The sequence below is a fragment of the Thauera sp. WH-1 genome (assembly GCF_047806685.1).
GTDB lineage: Bacteria > Pseudomonadota > Gammaproteobacteria > Burkholderiales > Rhodocyclaceae > Thauera.
Genome location: NZ_JBLQGP010000004.1, coordinates 1 through 20,545 on the forward strand (window position 1 = coordinate 1; position 20,545 = coordinate 20,545).

The following is a 20,545-nucleotide window of genomic DNA, read 5'->3' on the forward strand; positions in this document are numbered from 1 at the left end:
AGAAGGTGGTCCTGAAGACCGACTACATTCGTCACGTCATCGACGTTTACCACGTCTGATAACGAGGGCGGGGCGCCGTCTGCGGCGACCCCGCCCCGCTCCGGACAGACAAGCAGCTCAGGCGGGTCTTGCGCGGCGCTTCGACGACGACATCACCTGCGTCACCGAGCGCAACAGGTTCGGCATCGACACCTGAAACCGCGACCTCTGTCCTGACGATGCCACGCAGGCTTCGCAGCACCCTCCCGAGCTGCGCCCCGGGGTTTCAGCACTCAGCGACCCCGTGCCCCAAACCAACAACACATTCTGTAGAGAGGCAAGATCTTGAACCCGAGCGCTCCAATTGAGAGCCCGGAAATGGCGCGCAAGCGGCGCAGTACCATTTTCTGGGTGATCGCCCTGGCCTTCGTCGGCCTGGTTTTTGATGGTTACGACCTCGTCGTCTACGGCGCCGTGCTGCCCGGCTTCATGGGCCCGGACGCCGCCAAGTGGATCGGCGATCGTGCGCTGACGCCGCAGGAGGCCGGCATGCTCGGCTCCTACGCGATGATCGGCATGATGCTCGGCGCGCTGGTCGCCGGCACCCTGGGCGACCTGATCGGCCGCCGCAAGGTCATGCTGGTCTCGATCGCCTGGTTCTCGATCGCCATGGCGGTGTCGGCCATGGCCGAATCGGTTGCCGCCTTCGGCATCTGGCGCTTCATCACCGGCCTGGGCGTCGGCGCGCTGGCAGGCACCACCGGCGCGATGGCGGCCGAGTTCGCCCCGCCCGGAAAGAAGAACCTCGCCACCGCCTTCTGCTATGCGGGTATCCCGCTCGGTTCGCTGCTGTCGGCGCTGCTGGCGATCTTCCTGCTGCCGCTCATCGGCTGGCGGGGCATGTTCCTGATCGGTGCGCTGCCGCTGGTCACCCTGCTGCCGCTGGCGATCTGGAAGATGCCCGAGTCGGTGGCCTGGCTGGCTTCGCGCGGCCGACTGGACGAAGCCCGCCGCGTCTCCGAGCGCACGGGCGTTCCCATCCCCGAGACCGAGATCAAGCCGCAGCAGAGCGCTGCGGCCAACGCCGCCGACGAGCGCGCGGGCTGGGCCGGACTGTTCACCGTCTATCTCGTGCCTGCCATCATCATCGGCTTCGTGTCGGCGTTCTGCCTGCTGCTGGTCTATTCGCTGAACACCTGGCTGCCCAAGATCATGCTCCCGATCATGGGCCAGAACGGTTCGCTGGCCTTGCTGCTGGTGCTCAACGCCGGCGCCATGGTGGGTACCTTGTACGGCTCCACCCTGGCCGACAAGCACAGCCCGCAGCGCATCGTGGCGCTGGGCTTCCTGGTCGGTGCGCTTGCCATGGGTGCCATCGGCATGATCGCCTCCACGATCGACGTCCCGGCGGTTGCCAAGGCCGGCGAAGTCCAGCAACTCGCTAACGTCGGTGGTATCGCCGTTGCCCTGCTGCTGCTCACGATCGCGATCACCGGCCTGGGCACCTCTGGAACGCAGACCCTGATCTACGGCCTGGCCGCCAACTACTACCGCACCAACGTCCGTGGCGCCGGTGTCGCCTGGACGGCTGCCTTCGGCCGCATCGGCGGTATCTTCGGGCCGATCTTCGGTGCCTTCCTGGCGGTCAAGTTTGCCGGCGAGCTGCACAGCATCTTCTATGTACTCGGTGGCATCAGTCTCATCGGCCTGGCCCTCACGCTGATCATTCCGAAGAGCAAAGCCGCTGCGGTTGCACAGTCGGTGGCGCCGACCACCGCGCCTGCGGCGGCCGTGCCTGCCACCAAGTCGCGGCTGTACGGCACCATCATGGCCGTCGTCGATCACACCGGGAACAAGCTGACGCGCGAGCGGGTGTCGGAATTCGTTTCGCTGACCGGCTCCAAGGTCCACCTGGTGTATCTCGCGCCCGAGCACGTGCTGTCCGCCGAGGTCAACCAGACCGACAAGGCCATCGATCCGAAGCACGTGGCGAACCTGCAGGCGTATGTGAACGAGGTGAACGCCCAGGGCGTGCCGGCCGAAGGCCAGATCCTGACGTCCACGCTGTTCGGTCGGGGCAAGGCGGTGGTGGACCTCGCCGAGCAACTGCGCTGCGACCTGATCATCCTCAACACCGAGGAAGGCGGCCAGCGTGCCAAGGCCGAGCTCGCGCAAGAGGTGGCCAGGCAGAACCCGAAGATGGCGGTGCTGATCGCGCGCTCGACGCAGTAATCGTTACCGCATCACGACACCAGCCCCGATCGTCACGGCCGGGGCTGTTTTTTTGGTGCGTCCCGCAAGGGGACGTCCTGCGCCACGAGCCGCCAGGCTCAGCGCGATCAGCCTTTCGCCTGAGAGACGCTCCAGGCTGAGTTACGGAAAGCACACGAATGTTCGGATTCACCGCGCTGGAGCTTGCCCGAGCCCAGTTTGCCTTCACGATCTCGTTTCACATCATCTTCCCGGCCATCACCATTGGCCTGGCGGCCTACCTCGTCGTGCTCGAAGGGCTGTGGTTGCGCACCCAGCAGACGCTGTACCGCGATCTCTACCATTTCTGGTCCAAGGTCTTCGCGCTCAATTTCGGCATGGGCGTCGTGTCCGGCCTGGTGATGGCCTATCAGTTCGGCACGAACTGGAGCTTCTTCTCGGACTTTGCGGGCGGGATCACCGGCCCCCTGCTGGCCTATGAGGTGCTGACCGCCTTCTTCCTCGAGGCGGGCTTCCTGGGGGTGATGCTGTTCGGCTGGAACCGGGTCGGCCCGGGGCTGCATTTCTTTTCCACGCTGATGGTCTCGATCGGCACGCTGATCTCGACCACCTGGATCCTCGCCTCCAACAGCTGGATGCAGACGCCGGCCGGGTTCGAGATCGTCGATGGTCGAGCGGTGCCGATGGACTGGCTCGCGGTCATCTTCAACCCGTCCTTCCCCTACCGCCTCCTGCACATGTCGGTGGCGGCCTTTCTCGCCACGGCGCTGTTCGTCGCGGCCTCCGCCGCCTGGCAGCTGTTGCGCGGGCGCGACAATCCGGCGATCCGCAGGATGCTGTCGATGGCGATGTGGATGCTGGTGGTGGTGGCGCCGATCCAGGCGGTGATCGGCGACTTCCACGGCCTCAACACGCTCAAGCACCAGCCGGCCAAGATTGCCGCGATGGAGGGCCATTGGGAGAACCATCCGGGGGAGGGCGTGCCGCTGGTGGTCTTCGCGTGGCCCGATCAGGAACGTGAGGAGAACCGCTTCGCGATCGAGATCCCGCGTCTGGGCAGCCTGATCCTGACGCACTCGTGGGACGGCCAGTTTCCGGGGCTGAAGGAGTTTCCGCCTGAGGATCGACCGCCGGTCGCGGTGGTGTTCTGGTCCTTCCGCATCATGGTCGGCCTTGGCGTGCTGATGATCCTGCTCGGCGCCTGGAGCCTGCTGTTGCGGCGCGGCGAGGCGCTCTACCGCTCGCGCGCCTTTCTGCGCGCCACCTTGTGGATGGGACCGACCGGCCTGATCGCGATTCTCGCCGGATGGTTCACCACCGAAGTGGGACGCCAGCCGTGGGTGGTATACGGCCTGCAGCGCACGGCCGACGCGGTCTCCAACCATGGCGCGGTGCCGCTGGCGATCTCGCTGGTGCTGTTCATCGTCGTGTATTGCGTCGTGTTCGGCGTCGGCATCGCCTACATGCTGCGCCTGGTGCGCAAGGGGCCGGAGCTGCACGAGGGCGATATCGGCCTGGTCGGCGGACCGGGCCACGAGCGCCAGCAGATGCGTCCGATCTCGGCCGCAACCGACGACGACCTCCGCACCGTGGCGCACAGGAGCTGAAGACCATGGGTATCGATTTCTCGCTGATCTGGATCCTGATCATCTTCTTCGGCGTCATGATGTACGTCGTCATGGACGGCTTCGACCTCGGCATCGGGATCCTCTTCCCCTTCGCGCCCGACCGCCATGACCGCGACGTCATGATGAACACCGTCGCCCCGGTGTGGGACGGCAACGAGACCTGGCTGGTGATGGGCGGCGCCGGGCTGCTCGCCGCCTTCCCGCTGGCGTACTCGGTGGTGCTGAGTGCGCTCTACCTGCCGCTGATCTTCATGCTGCTCGGGCTGATTCTGCGCGGCGTGGCCTTCGAGTTCCGCTTCAAGGCGCATGACCACGAGCGCCACCTGTGGGACAAGGCCTTCATCGTCGGTTCGGTCGCGGCTGCGTTCTTCCAGGGCGTCGCGCTCGGCGCCTACATCGAGGGCATTCCGGTGGTGGACCGCGCTTTCGCCGGCGGCGCCTTCGACTGGTTCGCGCCGTTCCCGCTGTTTGCCGGGCTGGGCGTGGTCGTGACCTATGCCGTGCTCGGCAGTACCTGGCTGATCCTGAAGACCGAGGGCGCGCTGCAGGCGGCGATGATCCGGCTCACCAGACCGCTGCTGTGGGCGCTGCTGGCCTTCATCGTCGCGGTCAGCATCTGGACGCCGCTCGCCCACCCCGGCATCGCCGCGCGCTGGTTCGCGTGGCCCGACATGCTGTGGTTTGCGCCGGTGCCGCTGCTGGTGGTGTTGTGCGCGCTGCAGTTGCTGCATTCGCTGCGCGGCGCACCGCACGCGGCGCCCTTCTTCTACGTGCTGGGGCTGGTCTTCCTCGGCTACACCGGGCTGGCGATCAGCGTGTGGCCGATGATCATCCCGCCCGAGATCACCATCTGGGAAGCCGCCGCGCCGCCGCAGAGCCAGGGCTTCGCGCTGGTGGGGGCGCTGTTCATCATTCCCTTCATCCTGATGTACACCGCCTGGTCGTACTACGTGTTCCGCGGCAAGGTCCGCGCGGGGGACGGCTATCACTGATGGAAGATCGACAGCATAAGCCTGAGCCGGCGCCGGGCTCATCCTGGCGGCGGCTCGCGTGGTTCGTCGCGATCTGGGCGGGGGGCGTGCTGGCCCTTGGCCTCGCGGCCTGGCTGTTGCGCTTGGTCATGAATGCGATCGGCATGAAGGGCTGAGGTCGCGTTTCTCACGTCGATAGGCTTTTGAGCCGACGAGCGCGCGGTCGTGCCACACGTGGTGACAAATGTCGCCCTTATTGCAAGGGCGTTGCAGTACCATTACAGACGCTTGTGCGTGCGGCGATTTTCAGGATCGCACCGGGTACTGCCTCCGCGGGGACTGCATGCGCGTCGGAAAACTGCTCAGATTTCTGGCCATCCTGCTTGGCTGTCTGCTGTATGCGATCCCGCGCTGGCTGCATGAGGAGTTTGGCCGGGTCAGCATCGACCAGGTGCTCTATCACCTGCGTTTCGGGGCCGCGGGGGTCCTCACAAGCGACCCCGAGATCCTTCATCGTTTCTTGTGGCGCGGTCTTGTGCTGCCGCTCGCGCTGGCTGCGTTGCTGTGGGGGTTCGATGCGTGGGTGCGGTATCTGCGCGCGCATCCCGAGGTCTGGCCGCGACCGTGGCTGCGTGCCACCGGGCAGCGACTGCTGGTCGTGCTGCGCCATGCCGCGCAACATACCTTGCCGCGGATCGTGCCGCTGGTCGTGCTCGGCGCCGGTGTCGCGTTCTTCGTCGATAGCTTCTCGGTGGCGCGCTATGTTCGCGGCTATTTTGGCGAGGACTACTTCACGTACGCGTACGTCGATCCGGCGCGGATCACGCTCGAGCGCGGGCGCAAGCCGCCCAAGAGCCTGGTGCTGATCTACGTCGAGAGCCTGGAGAACAGCTACGCCGATCCGGCCCTGTTCGGACGTGATCTGCTGCACCGCCTGAATACCCTCAAGGCGCGCCCCGGCGTGATCCAGTTCGAGGATTACCGCGAGCTGATGGGCGCCCATTTCACCATCGCCAGCCTGGTGGCCACGCAATGCGGCCTGCCGCTGAAGTCGGTGGCCATGTATGGCGGCAACGTGCAGGGCGAAAGGCTCGGGCACTATCTGCCGCGGGCGCGCTGCCTCGGCGACATCCTCGCCGCTGAGGGCTACACCAACCTGTTCCTGAATGGCACCAGCCTGGAGTTTGCCGGCGTGGGCAAGTTCTTCCGCGACCACCGCTACCACAAGGTGATGGGGCGCGAGGAGTGGATCGAGGCGGGCGAGCCGGTGGCGGGCATGAACGCCTGGGGGCTGCGCGACCCCGACCTGTTTCGCCGCGCACGCCTGGAGCTCGAGGCCCTGATGGCTGCGGGGCGGCCCTTCAACCTCACCCTGCTGACGATCGACACCCACCACCCCTACGGTCACCTGTCGCCGCACTGCATGCGCGAGGGTCATCGCGATTTCGACGGCATCGTCGAGTGCACGGCCGGGCTCGTGGCGGATTTCGTCGACCACATCATTGCCCGCGGCTGGCTGGATCGCGTCGCCATCGTCATCCAGGGCGACCACCTGGCGATGGGCAACACCTCCTGGCCGCGACTGGTGCAGAACCCCGAGCGCCGCATCTTCAACCTGCTGATCAGCGACGACCGCCAGCTCGCCCCCAACACCAAGGTGCTCACCCACTTCGACATGTTGCCGACCCTGCTCGATCTCATCGGCCTCGAGGTGAAGGGTGGTCGTGCCGGCCTGGGCTATTCCGCGCTCGGGCCGCTGCGCACGCCGCGCCCGGCCGATCGCATCGCGCGCATGAGCGAGCAGCTGATGAACGACAGCCCCGCCTACCGGGCGCTGTGGGAGCCCCTGCCCGAAGCGCCGGGCGCCCTGGTGCCGGCCGCCACGCCCGCGCCTGCGCCGGTGCAGGCGACGCGCATCGGCCATGCGCTCGGGCCGGGGGCGCCGGTGCGACGCGAGCTGCATATCGATCCCTGACGGGGTGGGCGCTGCACCGGCTTGGTGCATGAATGCCTGCATGCCCCGATCTGGTGCATGCATCTGCGGCGACGCGCCACCGACGCCTTCCCCGGCCTGCGTGACGCGCTTGCCGCCACCACGGAATGCGTCGGCCAACAAGGCCCGGGCTGCGCCTGAAGCGACTTGGCCCGTTGCTTGCTTTGTGGGTCGGCATGAATGCCGTGAGCGAGTTCCGCGCCCCCTTGCAGGACTGCTGCGCCGATCCCGGCGGCTGGCATGCCGAGCTGCAGCTGCGCTACCAGCGACGCGGTGGGCGCACGGTATTGGCTCGCCATGCCCATCGCGGCCCCTTGCGGGTGCAGCGGTCGCTGTATCCGGAAGGCGACGCGGTCTGCCACACCATTCTGGTGCATCCACCGGCCGGCATCGCCGGCGGTGACGCGTTGCGTGTGGATCTGGCCTTGGAGGACGGGGCGCATGTGCTGTTGACCACGCCGGGGGCGGGCAAGTGGTATCGCAGCGCTGGCCCGCGCGGCCGTCTCGAGCAGCGTATCGAGGTGGCGGCGGGCGGCGTGTGCGAGCTCCTGCCGCAGGAGAGCATCGTCTTTGACGGCGCACGCGGCGAGCTGCTCACCGAGGTGCGCCTGCACGGCGATGCCTGTTTCATCGGCAGCGAGATGCTGTGCTTCGGCCGCACCGCCTCGGGCGAGCGCTTCGGCCACGGCGAACTGGCGCTGTGCACCCGCATCGAGCGCGATGGGCGCCCGCTATGGCTGGAGCGCGGCGGGGTCGTTGGCGGCGGTGCGCTGCTGCAGGCGTCGGTCGGGCTGCAGGGGCAGCCGGTCAGCGCCAGTTTCGTGGTCGCCTCGCCGCGCTGCGACGCGGGCTTGCTGGCGGCCTGGCGCGATGTTGCGCCGGTGGCGGGCGAGGGCGGCGTGACGCTGCTGCCCGGCCTGCTGGTGGCGCGCTGGCTGGGGCCGGCGTGCGAGCCGGGGCGCGAGTGGTTCGCGCGCCTGTGGGCGAGTGCACGACCGGCCGTCGGCGGGCGTGCGGCGCAGGCGCCGCGCATCTGGAACACCTGAACAACGCACGAGCGGCGCACGGGCGCCGTGGAGGACACGATGGAACTGAGCCCACGCGAGAAGGACAAGCTGCTGATCTTCACCGCCGGCCTGCTGGCCGAGCGCCGGCGCGCGCGCGGGCTGAAGCTGAACTACCCGGAGGCGGTGGCGCTGATCAGCTGCGCGATTCTGGAGGGCGCGCGCGACGGGCGCACGGTGGCCGAGCTGATGAGCTTCGGCGCCACGCTGCTGACGCGCGAGGAGGTGATGGAGGGGGTGGCGGAGATGATCCCGGACATCCAGGTGGAGGCGACGTTTCCGGACGGGACGAAGCTGGTCACGGTGCACAACCCGATCGTGTAAGGAGCTGGGTCGTGCTCGGTTCGCGCACGCTGGCCGTGACCGCCACGCCGGCTATTCCTTCCTCAGGCTGCGGAACTCGCTCGCTGCGCTCGCTCGGACAGTCCTCGCCTGCTTCAGGAACACCCGACATGTCGGCCACTCGGGCATTGCGGTCTTCAGGCGCTCAGTGTCATTGGGAGAAAAACGAATGATCCCCGGAGAATACTTCGTCGCCGATGGCGACATCGAGCTCAACGTCGGTCGCGCCACGCTGACCCTCGTCGTCAGCAATACCGGCGACCGCCCGATCCAGGTCGGCTCGCACTACCACTTTGCCGAGACCAACACCGCGCTGGACTTCGACCGCGGCGCGGCGCGCGGCTTCCGGCTCAACATCGCGGCTGGTACCGCGGTGCGCTTCGAGCCCGGACAGTCGCGCACGGTGGAACTGGTGGCGCTCGATGGCGAGCGTGAGGTGTACGGGTTCAACGGCCTGGTCATGGGAGCACTGTGATGGCGGAGATTTCGCGCCGCGCTTATGCGGAGATGTTCGGCCCCACGGTGGGCGACCGCTTGCGGCTGGCCGACACCGAGCTGGTGATCGAGGTCGAGCACGACTACACGATCTACGGCGAGGAGGTGAAGTTCGGCGGCGGCAAGGTGATCCGCGACGGCATGGGCCAGGGCCAGGGCGTGTCGGCCGACGTGGCGGACACGATCATCACCAATGCGCTGATCGTCGATGCGGTGGCCGGTATCGTGAAGGCGGATGTGGGCCTCAAGGACGGACGCATCTGGAAGATCGGCAAGGGCGGCAACCCGGACATCCAGCCCGGCGTCACCATCCCGGTCGGCGCCGGCACCGAGGTGATCGCGGGCGAAGGGATGATCCTCACCGCCGGCGGCATCGACAGCCACATCCACTGGATCTGCCCGCAGCAGATCGAGGAGGCGCTGATGTCGGGTGTGACCACCATGCTCGGCGGCGGCACCGGGCCGGCGACCGGCACCTTCGCCACCACCTGCACGCCGGGGCCGTGGCACATCCACCGCATGCTGGAGGCGGCCGAGGCCTTTCCGATGAACCTCGGCTTCTTCGGCAAGGGCAACGCCAGCCTGCCGGCGCCGCTCAAGGAGCAGGTGCAGGCCGGGGTGATCGGACTCAAGCTGCACGAGGACTGGGGCACGACGCCGGCGGCGATCGACAATTGCCTGACGGTGGCTGACGAGATGGACATCCAGGTGGCGATCCACACCGATACGCTCAACGAGTCCGGTTTCGTCGAGACCACGCTGGCGGCGTTCAAGGGGCGCACCATCCACACCTTCCACACCGAGGGCGCGGGTGGCGGCCATGCGCCGGACATCATCCGCGCGATCAGCCGGTCCAACGTGCTGCCGTCCTCCACCAACCCGACGCGGCCGTACACGGTCAACACCATCGACGAGCACCTCGACATGCTGATGGTGTGTCACCACCTCGACCCGAGCATCGCCGAGGACGTGGCGTTTGCGGAATCGCGCATCCGGCGCGAGACCATCGCTGCCGAGGACATCCTGCACGACACCGGCGCGTTCTCGATGATGTCGTCGGACTCGCAGGCGATGGGCCGGGTCGGCGAGGTGGTGATCCGCACCTGGCAGACCGCGCACAAGATGAAGCTGCAGCGCGGTTGGCTGGCGCCCCGGCGCAGCGCCGCGGCGGCGGTGCCGGAGGCGGTCGCGGTGATCGAGGAAAGTACCCTCAACGACAACTTCCGCGTCAAGCGCTACATCGCCAAATACACCATCAACCCGGCGATCACGCATGGCATCAGCCATGTGGTGGGCTCGATCGAGCCCGGCAAGCTCGCCGACCTGGTGCTGTGGCGGCCGGCCTTCTTCGGCGTCAAGCCGAGCCTGATCCTCAAGGGCGGCATGATCGCCGCGGCGGCGATGGGCGACCCCAATGCGTCGATCCCGACCCCGCAGCCGGTGCATTACCGGCCGATGTTCGGCAGCTTCGGCAAGGCGGTGAAGACCTCGGTGACCTTCGTGTCGCAGGCCGCGCTGCACAACGCCGAGGTCGCCGCGCTCGGGTTGCAGAAGCCGCTGGTGGCAGTCAAGGGCTGCCGCAAGGTGAGCAAGGCCGACATGGTTTTGAACGATGCCACGCCGGCGATCGAGGTCGATCCCGAGACCTACATCGTGCGCGCCGACGGCGAGCACCTCGCCTGCGAGCCCGCCGAGGTGCTGCCGATGGCGCAGCGCTATTTCCTGTTCTGAGAACCCTCATGACTGCCTCCTCCCTGATCGATTCTTCGCCTGCCGCGGTCGCGCCGGTCGCCGCGCCGGCGCCGCCGTCCGGCGCGATGTACCTGGTCGAAGCGCTGTGCGCCGATGATGCGCCGGCCACCGATCGCCTCGAGCTGGACTTCAACACGCGGACCAAGAGCCGCTTGCGCGCGCGCCTGGCTTCGGGCGCGGAGGTCGGCCTGTTCCTGCCGCGCGGCACCGTCCTGCGCGGCGGCGACAGGCTGCGCGCCAACGACGGCCGGGTCATCGCCGTGGTGGCCGCCGACGAGGATCTGCTCGAGGCGCGCTGCGCGAGCGCGGTCGATCTGGCTCGTGCGGCCTTCCATCTCGGCAACCGCCACGTCGCGGTGCAGGTCGGACGGGACGCCGGCGGCGACTGGCTGCGCATTCAGGCCGACCATGTGCTCGAGGGCATGCTGGTCGGGCTGGGCGCGCTGGTGAGCTCGCTGCGCGCGCCCTTCGAGCCCGAGGCGGGCGCCTATGCGCCCGGCCACCAGCATCCGGGCGACGGCAGCGGCGCGCGCATCCATCTGATGGCGGGACAGTGAGCATGCACGCGGCGGCGCCGCTGCTGCCCCTGGTGCGCCTGCTGCAACTGGCCAGCCCCGCGCTGCCGGTCGGCGCCTACACCTACTCGCAAGGCCTCGAATGGGCGGTGGAGAGCGGCGCGGTGGCCAGGGAGGCGGACGCTGCGGCCTGGATCGGTGACCTGCTGGCGTGCAGCCTGGCGCGCTTCGAGGCGCCGCTGATGGCGGGCCAGCTCGCCGCCTGGTCGCGTGGCGAGGACGCGGAGGTGCTGCGGCTCAACGCCGACTTCCTTGCCAGCCGCGAGACCGCCGAATTGCGCGCCGAGACGGTGCAGATGGGCTGGTCGCTGGTCAAGCTGCTTGCCGAACTGGACGCCTTCGCCGCGCTGCCGGGCTGGCGTGCGCGCCTGCAGGCGATCGACACACCCTGCTTTCCGACCGCTTGGTCGGCCGCCGCTGCGGCCTGGCAGGTGCCGGCCGCGCAGGCGCTGGCCGCCTACCTGTGGGCCTGGGCGGAGAACCAGGTGATGGCGGCGGTGAAGGCGGTGCCGCTCGGCCAGAGCGCCGGCCAGCGTCTGCTCGCCACGCTGGGCGAGCGCATCCCGGCGCTGGTCGAGTCCGCGCTGAGCCTGCCCGAGGCGCGCTGGAGCAACTACACCCCCGGCCTGGCGATCGCCAGCAGCCGGCACGAAACCCAATACACGAGGCTGTTCAGATCATGAGCACGATTCCTTCAGTGGGCTGCGGCCCCCATGGTGGTCCTCATCGCGGTCCTCTCCGCGTGGGCATCGGCGGCCCGGTCGGTTCCGGCAAGACGGCGCTGACCCTGGCGCTGTGTCTGGCGCTGCGCGACAGGTACAACATCGCGGTGGTCACCAACGACATCTACACCGCCGAGGACGCCCAGTTCCTGGTGCGCAATGAGGCCCTCGCCCCCGAGCGCATCATCGGCGTCGAGACCGGCGGCTGCCCCCACACCGCGATCCGCGAGGACGCCTCGATCAATCTCGAGGCGGTCGACCGCCTCAACGCGCGCTTTCCCGGGCTGGACATCATCTTCGTCGAGTCCGGCGGCGACAATCTGGCGGCGACCTTCTCGCCCGAGCTGTCCGACCTGACGATCTACGTCATCGACGTCTCGGCCGGCGACAAGATCCCGCGCAAGGGCGGCCCCGGCATCACCCGCAGCGACCTGCTCGTCATCAACAAGATCGACCTCGCGCCCCTGGTCGGCGCCTCGCTCGAGGTCATGGATCGCGACGCGCGCAGGATGCGCGGCGCGCGCCCCTTCGTCTTCTCCAATCAGAAGACGGGCCAGGGACTTGCCGATATCATCGACTTCATCGAGCGCCAGGGCCTGCTGGTGGCGGCCTGAGCGGCGCTGACCGGCCAGATCCCGCCAACTTCATCACGTATCCATTCCACGACAGCGCAGGAGTTGCCTTCATGAACACCCATCCCGTCCGTTCGGCCCTCGCCGCACTGGCGCTGGCCACCGCCTCCGGTGCCGCGCTCGCCCACCCTGGCCACGAAAGCGCGAGCTTCTTCAGCGGTTTCGCCCACCCGCTCGGCGGCCTCGATCACCTGCTGGCGATGCTCGCCGTGGGCCTGGTCGCGGCGCGCCAGTCGGGCCGCGCGCGCTGGATGCTGCCCGCCGGCTTCGTGCTGGCGATGCTGGCCGGTGCCGGCCTGGGCGTGCTCGGCCTCGCCCTGCCCGCGGTCGAGGCCGGCATCGCCGCCTCGGTGCTGGTGTTCGGCCTGCTGATCGCGCTCGCCGCGCGCCTGCCGCTGATGGCCAGCCTGCCGCTGGTGGCGGTCTTTGCGCTGTTCCATGGCCACGCCCACCACGCCGAGATGGGCGGCGCCAGTCTCGCCACCTATGCCGTCGGCTTTGCGCTCGCCACCGCCTTGTTGCATGGCGCGGGCTATGCGCTGGCACGGTGGACGCCGCAGACCCGGGTCGGTGAGCGCATCCGGCGCGTGGCCGGCGGCGCCATCGCCGGTACCGGCGCTGTGCTGCTCGGCGCCTGATGCAGCCCGTCCGCGCCTGCGCCCGCTGCGGCGGCAGGCGCCGCCGCCGGGCGTTTGGCGCTAGCATGCGGTGATCTGCAAGGAGGGCGCCATGGATCTCGACCACTTCGTTCGCAGCCTGCCCAAGGCTGAGCTGCACCTGCATATCGAAGGCACGCTCGAACCCGAGATGATGTTCGAGCTCGCCCGCCGCAACGGCGTGGCGCTGCCCTGGGACAGCGTCGCGGCCACGCGCGCCGCCTACGCCTTCAGTGACCTGCAGAGCTTTCTCGATCTCTACTACGCCGGGGCGGCGGTATTGATCCACGAGCAGGACTTCTTCGAGCTCGCGCTGGCCTACTTCGAGCGCGCCCACGCCGATGGCGTGGTGCATGCCGAGCTGTTCTTCGACCCGCAGACCCACACCACCCGCGGCGTCGCCTTCGCGACCGTGCTCGACGGCCTGGAGCGCGCCTGCGACGAGGCGCAGGCGCGCTGGGGCATCAGCTCGCGGCTCATCCTGTGCTTCCTGCGCCACCTGAGCGAGGACGAGGGCCTGTCCACGCTGGCACAGGCGCTGCCGCATCTGGCGCGGATCCACGGCGTCGGCCTGGACTCATCGGAGAAGGGCCATCCGCCGAGCAAGTTCGCGCGCCTGTTCGCGCGCTGTCGCGAGCTCGGCCTGCATGTCGTCGCCCATGCCGGCGAGGAGGGGCCGCCGGCCTACATCGTCGAGGCCCTGGACATCCTCGGCGTCGAGCGCATCGACCACGGCGTGCGCGCCGCCGAGGATCCCGCCTTGCTCGAACGGCTGGCGCGCGAGCAGGTGGCGCTGACGGTGTGTCCGCTGTCGAACGTGAAGCTGTGCGTGTACCCGACGCTGGCGCAGCACACGCTCGGCCAGCTGCTCGATGCCGGCCTGAAGGTCACGATCAACTCCGACGATCCGGCCTATTTCGGTGGCTACGTTGCGCAGAACTACATCGACACCGCGCAGGCACTGGGCCTGACCCGTGCCCAGCTCAAGCGCATTGCGCGCAACAGCCTGGAAGCCAGCTTCGTGCCCGAAGGCCTGCGCGCGCCCTGGCTCGAGCGTCTGGACGCGATGCCGGCGTGAGCCTGCGGCCCGCCGCGCGCCGGTCGACGGCCGGCGGGGGAGGGCGGCGGGCGACGAGTTTCAGTCGCCGATGGCGGTGTGCACCTCATGCGGGCTGTTCTGTAGCGTCTCGCGCTCCACTTCCTTCAGGCGGCGATCCTTCTCGAGGCGGGCGCGGGTGATGCGCAGGGCCGCCTCGTAGGATTCCTTGAGTTCGTCCGTGGTGGGGGCGCCCGGTTGGTCGACGATGGGCTGGGCGTTCATGTCCTTCTCCTGGATCAGGATCTCGGGATGCGGACCCTCGTGATGGTCCGACCTAAGTTTAGAGTGGTGAGCGCCGCTGCGCGATCCCTGATTCGTGCTTGCTCGCGCCGGCGCCGCCCGCGGCGGGGTGCGGCGGGCGCGCTGCCTCAGGCCAGCGGTGGGTTGGGGCTCATCAGGCTGGCCGGCAGCTCGCTGTGGCCGCGCAGGTAGAGGTCGATCTGGCGCGCGGCGTCGCGTCCCTCGCCGATCGCCCACACCACCAGCGAGGCGCCGCGGCGGGCGTCGCCGGCGACGAACACGCCGGGCAGGCTGCTCATCATCGCCGCATCGGTGGCCAGGGTGCCACGCGGGCCGGGTCCGAGCCCGGTGCCGGCGAAGGGCGCCAGGTCCGGCCCGGCAAAGCCGATGGCGATCAGCACCTGGTCGGCGGGCAGCACCACCTCGGGGTCGAGCACCTGCCGGCCGCTTCGCCGCCCCTGGCCGTCGTAGTGCCACGCGACCCGTTCGAACTGCATGGCGGCGACGCGGCCGTGGCCGGCGGCCGCGAGGAAGGCGACGGCGTCGAGTGCGAACGCTTCCTCGCCACCCTCCTCGAGCGCATAGCTGCGGCGCCGGATGCGCGGCCACTGCGGCCACGGATTGTCGGGCGCGCGCTGCAGCGGCGGAGCGCCGCGCACGCTTACCTGGGTCACGGTGCATGCGCCCTGGCGGTGGGCGGTGGCCACGCAGTCGGCCCCGGTGTCGCCGCCGCCGAGCACCAGCACGCGCTGGCCGTGCACGTCGATGTGCGGGGCCGCGGCGCGTCCGGCCTGACGATGGTTCTCGGCAACGAGGAAGTCCATTGCCAGGTCCACCCCTGCCAGGCTGCGACCCGGCAGTGCGAGCTCGCGCGCGGCGCCGGCGCCGATGGCGAGGCACACCGCGTCGAAGCGGGCGCGCAGCTGCGCGAGGCTGGGGTCGCGGCCCACGCAGCGACCGGTCAGGAAGCGCACGCCCTCGGCGGCGAGCTGGGCCACACGGCGCGCCACCCGATGCTTGGCGATCTTGAAGTCCGGGATGCCCAGCGCCATCAGGCCGCCGACCACCTCGCTGCGCTCGAACACGGTGACCGCATGGCCGGCACGGTTGAGCTGCTGCGCGCAGGCCAGCCCCGCCGGCCCGCTGCCCACCACCGCGACACGCTGGCCGCTGCGATGCGGCGGTGGCTCGGGGCGGATCCAGCCCTGCGCCCAGCCCATATCGACGATTGCCCGCTCGATGGCCTTGATGCTCACCGCCTCGTCGTCGCGCCCCAGCACGCAGGCCGGCTCGCACGGCGCCGGGCAGGTGTAGCCGGTGAACTCGGGAAAGTTGTTGGTGGCGTGCAGGCGTGCCAGGGCCTCGCGCCAGCGCTGGCGGCTCACCAGGTCGTTCCAGTCGGGGATCAGGTTGCCCAGCGGACAACCCGCCATGCAGGTGGGCACGCCGCAATCCATGCAGCGCTCGCCCTGGGCCTGGATGGCGTCCGCCTGCCAGCCGGCGAGGATCTCGTCGTAGTCGGCGATGCGCTGGCGCGGGTCGCGGTAGGCGAGCGGCTGGCGGCTGCGCTTCAGGAAGCCGTCGGGATGGCGTTCGCTCATGGCTTGTCGGCCTCGGGCACGGCGGTGGTGACGGCGGCGGGCAGCAGGTGCGCCGGCGCCCGCCAGCGCACGTGCGGGGCCGCAGCGGCAAGCGGCATGACCTTGACGAAGCATGGGCCGAGCGTGGGCCAGTGCGCCAGCACGCGGCGGGCGAGGGCGCTGCCGGTGAGCGCGACATGGTTGCGCAGCAGGCGCAGCAGCAGGGCGAGGTCGTCGGCGTCTTCGACGGCCTCGAGGCGGACCATGTCGGCATTGAGCCGGGTGGGGAAGCGTCCGTCCTCGTCCAGCACATAGGCCGCGCCGCCGCTCATGCCGGCGCCGAAGTTGCGCCCGGTGGCGCCAAGGATCACCACCGCCCCGCCGGTCATGTATTCGCAGGCGTGGTCGCCCGCGCCCTCGACGACGGCCAGCGCGCCCGAGTTGCGCACCGCGAAGCGCTCGCCCGCCTGGCCGTTGAAATAGGCCTCGCCGCCGGTCGCGCCGTACAGCACCGCGTTGCCGACGATGATGTTGGCCGCGGCGACATAGCCGGCATCGGCCGGTGTCGCCACCACCAGGCGCCCGCCCGACAGGCCCTTGCCGGCATAGTCGTTGGCTTCGCCGCTCAACCGCAGCTCGATGCCGGTGGCGAGGAAGGCGCCGAAGCTCTGGCCCGCGGTGCCGTGACAGCGCACGCTCACGGTGGCGGCCGCGAGCGGCGGAGCGCGGCCGCGGCGGCGCACGAGCTCGCCCGACAGCAGGGCGCCGACGGCGCGGTCACCGTTGCCGACTTCGAGGGCAAGGTGCGCCGCCTCGCCGCGCGCGATGGCCGCCGCGGCCGCAGCGACCAGCCGGTGGTCGGGCTGAGCCTCGAGCTGGTGATCCTGTTGCCGCGTGCAGCGCGGCGCGTCCTCGGCCGGCGGGCGGTGCAGCAGGCGCGACAGGTCGGTGCTGATTCCCTTCGCAAGGGCGACCGGGCGCTGGCGCAGGCGGTCGACGCGGCCGATCATGTCATCGACGCGGCGAAAGCCCAGGCGCGCCATGATCTCGCGCAGCTGCCGGGCGATGAAGCGCATCAGGGTGACGACGTGTTCCGGTTGCCCGGCGAAGCGCGCCCGCAGCGCGGGATCCTGGGTGGCGATGCCGGCGCTGCAGGTGTTGCAGTGGCACTTGCGCAGCATGATGCAGCCGAGCGCGACCAGCGCCGCGCTGCCGAAGCCGAACTCCTCGGCGCCGAACAGCGCGGCGATGGCGACGTCGCGGCCGCTGCGCAGGCCACCGTCGACCCGCAGCCGGACGCGCGAGCGCAGGCCGTTGGCGAGCAGCACCTGCTGGGTCTCGGCCAGGCCGAGCTCCCACGGCGCGCCCGCGTTCTTGATCGAGGTCTTCAGGGCCGCCCCGGTGCCGCCGCTGTCGCCGCTGATCAGGATGGCGTCGGCGCGGGCCTTGGCCACGCCGGCGGCGATGGTGCCGACGCCGGCCTCGGCCACCAGCTTGACGTGCACCTCGGCGGCGGGATTGGTGCATTTGAGGTCGTGGATGAGCTGGGCCAGGTCCTCGATGGAGTAGATGTCGTGGTGCGGCGGCGGCGAGATCAGCCCCACCCCCGGCGTGGTGTGGCGCGCGGCGGCGATGTCCGCATCCACCTTGCCGGCGGGCAGCTCGCCGCCCTCGCCGGGCTTGGCGCCCTGGGCCATCTTGATCTCGATCTGGCGCGCGCCGGCGAGGTACTCGATGGTGACGCCGAAGCGCCCGCTGGCGACCTGCTTCATCGAGCAGGCGCGCGCCGTGCCGAAGCGCTCCGGATGCTCGCCGCCCTCGCCCGAGCCGGCCTTGCCGTCGATCCGGTTCATGGCGATGGCCAGCGCCTCGTGCGCCTCGCGCGACAGCGCGCCGAATGACATCGAGCCGGTGGAGAAGCGCGCCAGGATCGCCTCCACCGGCTCCACCTCGTCGACCGGGATGCCGCCGGCCGGGTCGGGCACGAACTCGAGCAGGGCGCGCAGGCTGGCAGGCGGCCGGTCGAGCCCGTCGACCTCGGCGGTGTAGGCGGTGAAGGCGCGGTAGTCCTCGTTGCGCACCGCCTGCTGCAAGCGGCCGATGGACAGCGGGTTCCAGGCGTGGTGCTCGCCCGCACGGCGCCAGTAATAGTCGCCCCCGGCCTCGAGCGCCAGGCTGTCCGTGCTGTGGTCGGCGAAGGCCAGGCGGTGGCGCTCGCGGCATTCGCGCTCGAGGCAGTCGAGGTCGACGCCCGGCACGCTGCAGCTGGTGCCGTCGAAGCAGCGCCGCACCAGCTCGGGGGCGAGGCCGACGGCCTCGAACAGCTGCGCGCCCTTGTAGGCCTCCAGCGTGGAGATGCCCATCTTCGCCATCACCTTCAGCAGCCCGCCTTCGACCGCCGCACGGTAGCGCCGGCGGGCGAGGCCGGCGTCGGCCTCGAGCTCGCCGGCGGCCACCAGCCGGTCCACGCTGTACCAGGCGAGCCAGGGGAAGACCGCATCCGCGCCGTAGCCGATGAGGGTGCTGAGGTGATGAACGGCGAAGGGCTCGCCGCTCTCCACCACCAGGCCGGCCGCGGCGCGCAGGCCCTGGCGCAGCAGGTGATGGTGGACGGCGCCGAGGGCAAGCAGGCTGGGGATCGCCATGCGCGCGGCGGCGATGCTGCGGTCGCTGAGGACGAGGATGGCGGCACCGCCGGCCACCGCCGCCTGCGCCGCCGCCTCGAGGCGGTCGAGCGCGGCGGCAAGGGTCTCGTGCGGCGCGCAGGTGGTGTCCAGGCAGGCGAGCGGCAAGCCGGGGCCGAGGGCATCGAGGGCGGCGCGGCCGCCGGCGTCGAGCAGCGGCGACTCGAGCCGCAGCCGCCGGCAGTGGGCCGGTGTGGCCGCCAGCAGGTTGCGCTGGGGGCCGAGCTGGCCGCCGAGCGAGGTCACCACGGCCTCGCGCAGGTGATCGATGGGCGGATTCGAGACCTGGGCGAAGAGCTGGCTGAAATAGTGGAACAGGGGGCGCTGGCGGGCCGACAGGAAGGCTGGCGGCGTGTCGCTGCCCATCGAGCCGAGCGGGTCCTTGCCCTCGGTCGCCATCGCCTGCAGCAGGCAGCGCAAGGTCTCGAGGCTGTAGCCGAAAGCCGCCTGCCAGCGCGTCACCGCCTGCGCCGAGGGGGTTGCCGCGGGCGAGGGCGCGGGGCTGGGGGCGGCCAGCTGCATGCGTTCGCGCGCGAGCCACTCGGCGTAGGGGGCGGCCATCGTCAGTTCGGCAAAGACCTCGGGCTCCGGCACGATGCGCCGGCTGCGGGTGTCGGCCACCAGCAGCTCGCCGGGCTTGAGCCGGCCCTTCAGGACGAAGGCCGAGGGCGGCAGATCGAGCAGCCCGGTCTCGCTGCCCAGCACCAGCAGGCCGTCGGTGGTGAGGGCGCTGCGGCAGGGGCGCAGGCCATTGCGGTCGAGCACCGCGGCGACCTGCTCGCCGTCGCTCGCCACCACCAGCGCCGGGCCGTCCCAGGGCTCCATCAGGCAGGCGTGGTATGCGTAGAAAGCGCGCCGCCCGGCGTCCATCGACGGGTCGCCCTCCCAGGCCTCCGGAATCATCATGCGCAGGGCATGGGGCAGGCTGCGTCCGCCCAGCAGCAGCAGCTCGAGCACGGCGTCGAAGCTGGCCGAGTCGCTCGCGCGTTCGTCGATGAGTGCGCGCAGGCGAGTGACGTCGGCGCCGAAGCGCGGGCTGGCCAGGGCCTGCTCGCGCGCCCGCATCCAGTTGCGGTTGCCGCGCAGGGTGTTGAACTCGCCGTTGTGCACGATGCAGCGGTACGGGTGGGCGAGCGGCCAGGCGCCCAGCGTGTTGGTGGAAAAGCGCGCGTGCACCAGGGCCAGCGCCGAGGCCATGTCCGGATCGCCCAGGTCCGGGTAGTAGGCGGCGAGCTGGGTGCTGGTCAGCAAGCCCTTGTAGACGAGGCGGCGGCGGTCGAGCGAGCAGACGTAGAGCCCGGGGGGCTCGCCGCGGGCACGCTGCTCGATGAGCCGGCGCAGCAGGTACAGGCGCACGTCCAGCGTGGCCGGCGGCAAGGCCCGCCGCGGCGCCACGAAGCACTGCCACACCGCGGGCTCGCTGCGGCGGGCGGCGCGCCCCAGCACGCCGGGATCGGTGGGGACGCGCCGCCACGCCAGCACCTCGAAGCCGTCGTCGGCGGCCGCGCGCTCCACCACACGGCGCATCGGTTCGCCCGCGCTGCCCGGGGCGGCGAAGAGCTGGCCGACGCCGTAGGCGTCCGCGCCCGGCAGTCCGGGCAGCACGCGGGCGAAGAAGGCGTGCGGCTTTTGCAGCAGGATGCCGGCGCCGTCGCCGCAGGCTTCGTCGGCGCCGCGCGCGCCGCGGTGGCCGAGCCGCTGCAGCGCGGCCAGCGCCAGCGCGACGACACGGTGGCTGGCGCCGCCGCCCAGGTCGACGACCGCGCCCACGCCGCAACTGGCGCGCCCGCCGCGGCGATCGTGAAGGCCTGGCCAGGGGCTCGCTGCATCCATCGCTGCTCCGCCTCGCTGCTCTCCTTTGGCGCCGTCTGGCGAACAGCCCTGCCCGGCGCCGACCGGCCCGCTGCGGGCCTGGATGGCAG

At 70.3% G+C, this 20,545-nt stretch carries 17 protein-coding genes; 14 read left to right on the plus strand and 3 right to left on the minus strand.

Annotated elements, in window-relative coordinates; genetic code table 11:
- Positions 1–357 precede the first annotated feature (357 nt).
- The 14 genes from ACMV5O_RS05605 to ACMV5O_RS05670 all read left to right on the plus strand — a co-directional run bounded on the left by ACMV5O_RS05605 (position 358) and on the right by ACMV5O_RS05670 (position 14,098).
- Positions 358–2,211 carry an MFS transporter gene (locus tag ACMV5O_RS05605; protein WP_416162570.1) on the plus strand — a complete coding sequence of 618 codons (1,854 nt, stop codon included), beginning with the start codon at positions 358–360 and terminating at the stop codon, positions 2,209–2,211.
- 158 nt (positions 2,212–2,369) lie between these two features.
- Entirely contained in the window at positions 2,370–3,797 is a 1,428-nt protein-coding gene (locus ACMV5O_RS05610) for a cytochrome ubiquinol oxidase subunit I (RefSeq protein WP_416162571.1), read from the plus strand.
- A 5-nt stretch (positions 3,798–3,802) separates the two neighbouring features.
- Entirely contained in the window at positions 3,803–4,810 is a 1,008-nt protein-coding gene (cydB, locus tag ACMV5O_RS05615; protein WP_416162572.1) for a cytochrome d ubiquinol oxidase subunit II, read from the plus strand.
- The gene (locus tag ACMV5O_RS05620) at positions 4,810–4,965 is read left to right on the plus strand and encodes a DUF2474 family protein (RefSeq protein WP_416162573.1); all 156 of its coding nucleotides are present in this window, start codon (positions 4,810–4,812) and stop codon (positions 4,963–4,965) included. Before cydB ends, ACMV5O_RS05620 begins: the two co-directional genes overlap by 1 nt.
- 167 nt (positions 4,966–5,132) lie before the next feature.
- Positions 5,133–6,764 (plus strand): sulfatase-like hydrolase/transferase, encoded by a 1,632-nt coding sequence (locus ACMV5O_RS05625; RefSeq protein ID WP_416162574.1) that lies wholly within the window; start codon positions 5,133–5,135, stop codon positions 6,762–6,764.
- A 194-nt stretch (positions 6,765–6,958) separates the two neighbouring features.
- Entirely contained in the window at positions 6,959–7,828 is an 870-nt protein-coding gene (locus ACMV5O_RS05630; protein WP_416162575.1) for an urease accessory protein UreD, read from the plus strand.
- A gap of 39 nt (positions 7,829–7,867) precedes the next feature.
- A complete protein-coding gene (gene ureA, locus ACMV5O_RS05635; RefSeq protein WP_416162576.1) occupies positions 7,868–8,170 on the plus strand; it encodes an urease subunit gamma in 303 nt (100 codons plus the stop codon).
- A gap of 187 nt (positions 8,171–8,357) precedes the next feature.
- A complete protein-coding gene (locus ACMV5O_RS05640; protein WP_324536636.1) occupies positions 8,358–8,663 on the plus strand; it encodes an urease subunit beta in 306 nt (101 codons plus the stop codon).
- On the plus strand, positions 8,663–10,414 hold the full coding sequence (gene ureC, locus ACMV5O_RS05645) for an urease subunit alpha (protein WP_416162577.1): 1,752 nt from the start codon (positions 8,663–8,665) through the stop codon (positions 10,412–10,414). Before ACMV5O_RS05640 ends, ureC begins: the two co-directional genes overlap by 1 nt.
- A gap of 86 nt (positions 10,415–10,500) precedes the next feature.
- Positions 10,501–10,992: an urease accessory protein UreE gene (gene ureE / locus ACMV5O_RS05650; RefSeq protein WP_416162775.1), complete on the plus strand. Its 492-nt coding sequence runs from the start codon at positions 10,501–10,503 to the stop codon at positions 10,990–10,992.
- Positions 10,993–10,994: 2 nt separating this feature from the next.
- Positions 10,995–11,693 carry an urease accessory protein UreF gene (locus ACMV5O_RS05655; protein ID WP_416162578.1) on the plus strand — a complete coding sequence of 233 codons (699 nt, stop codon included), beginning with the start codon at positions 10,995–10,997 and terminating at the stop codon, positions 11,691–11,693.
- Complete coding sequence (gene ureG / locus ACMV5O_RS05660) at positions 11,690–12,346, plus strand: urease accessory protein UreG (protein ID WP_416162579.1); 657 nt, start codon at positions 11,690–11,692, stop codon at positions 12,344–12,346. Before ACMV5O_RS05655 ends, ureG begins: the two co-directional genes overlap by 4 nt.
- 71 nt (positions 12,347–12,417) lie before the next feature.
- On the plus strand, positions 12,418–13,002 hold the full coding sequence (locus ACMV5O_RS05665) for a HupE/UreJ family protein (RefSeq protein ID WP_416162580.1): 585 nt from the start codon (positions 12,418–12,420) through the stop codon (positions 13,000–13,002).
- A 91-nt stretch (positions 13,003–13,093) separates the two neighbouring features.
- Positions 13,094–14,098: an adenosine deaminase gene (locus ACMV5O_RS05670; protein ID WP_416162581.1), complete on the plus strand. Its 1,005-nt coding sequence runs from the start codon at positions 13,094–13,096 to the stop codon at positions 14,096–14,098.
- A 60-nt stretch (positions 14,099–14,158) separates the two neighbouring features.
- On the opposite strand, the gene ACMV5O_RS05675 is transcribed toward ACMV5O_RS05670, so the two are convergent.
- From ACMV5O_RS05675 to gltB, 3 genes are all read right to left on the minus strand, one after another.
- Positions 14,159–14,341: a hypothetical protein gene (locus ACMV5O_RS05675; protein ID WP_324536646.1), complete on the minus strand. Its 183-nt coding sequence runs from the start codon at positions 14,339–14,341 to the stop codon at positions 14,159–14,161.
- 146 nt (positions 14,342–14,487) lie between these two features.
- Positions 14,488–15,960, minus strand: coding sequence for a glutamate synthase subunit beta (locus ACMV5O_RS05680; RefSeq protein WP_416162582.1), 1,473 nt, complete (start codon positions 15,958–15,960; stop codon positions 14,488–14,490).
- A complete protein-coding gene (gene gltB / locus ACMV5O_RS05685) occupies positions 15,957–20,456 on the minus strand; it encodes a glutamate synthase large subunit (protein ID WP_416162583.1) in 4,500 nt (1,499 codons plus the stop codon). The genes ACMV5O_RS05680 and gltB overlap by 4 nt, the downstream gene beginning before the upstream one ends.
- Positions 20,457–20,545: the final 89 nt, after the last annotated feature.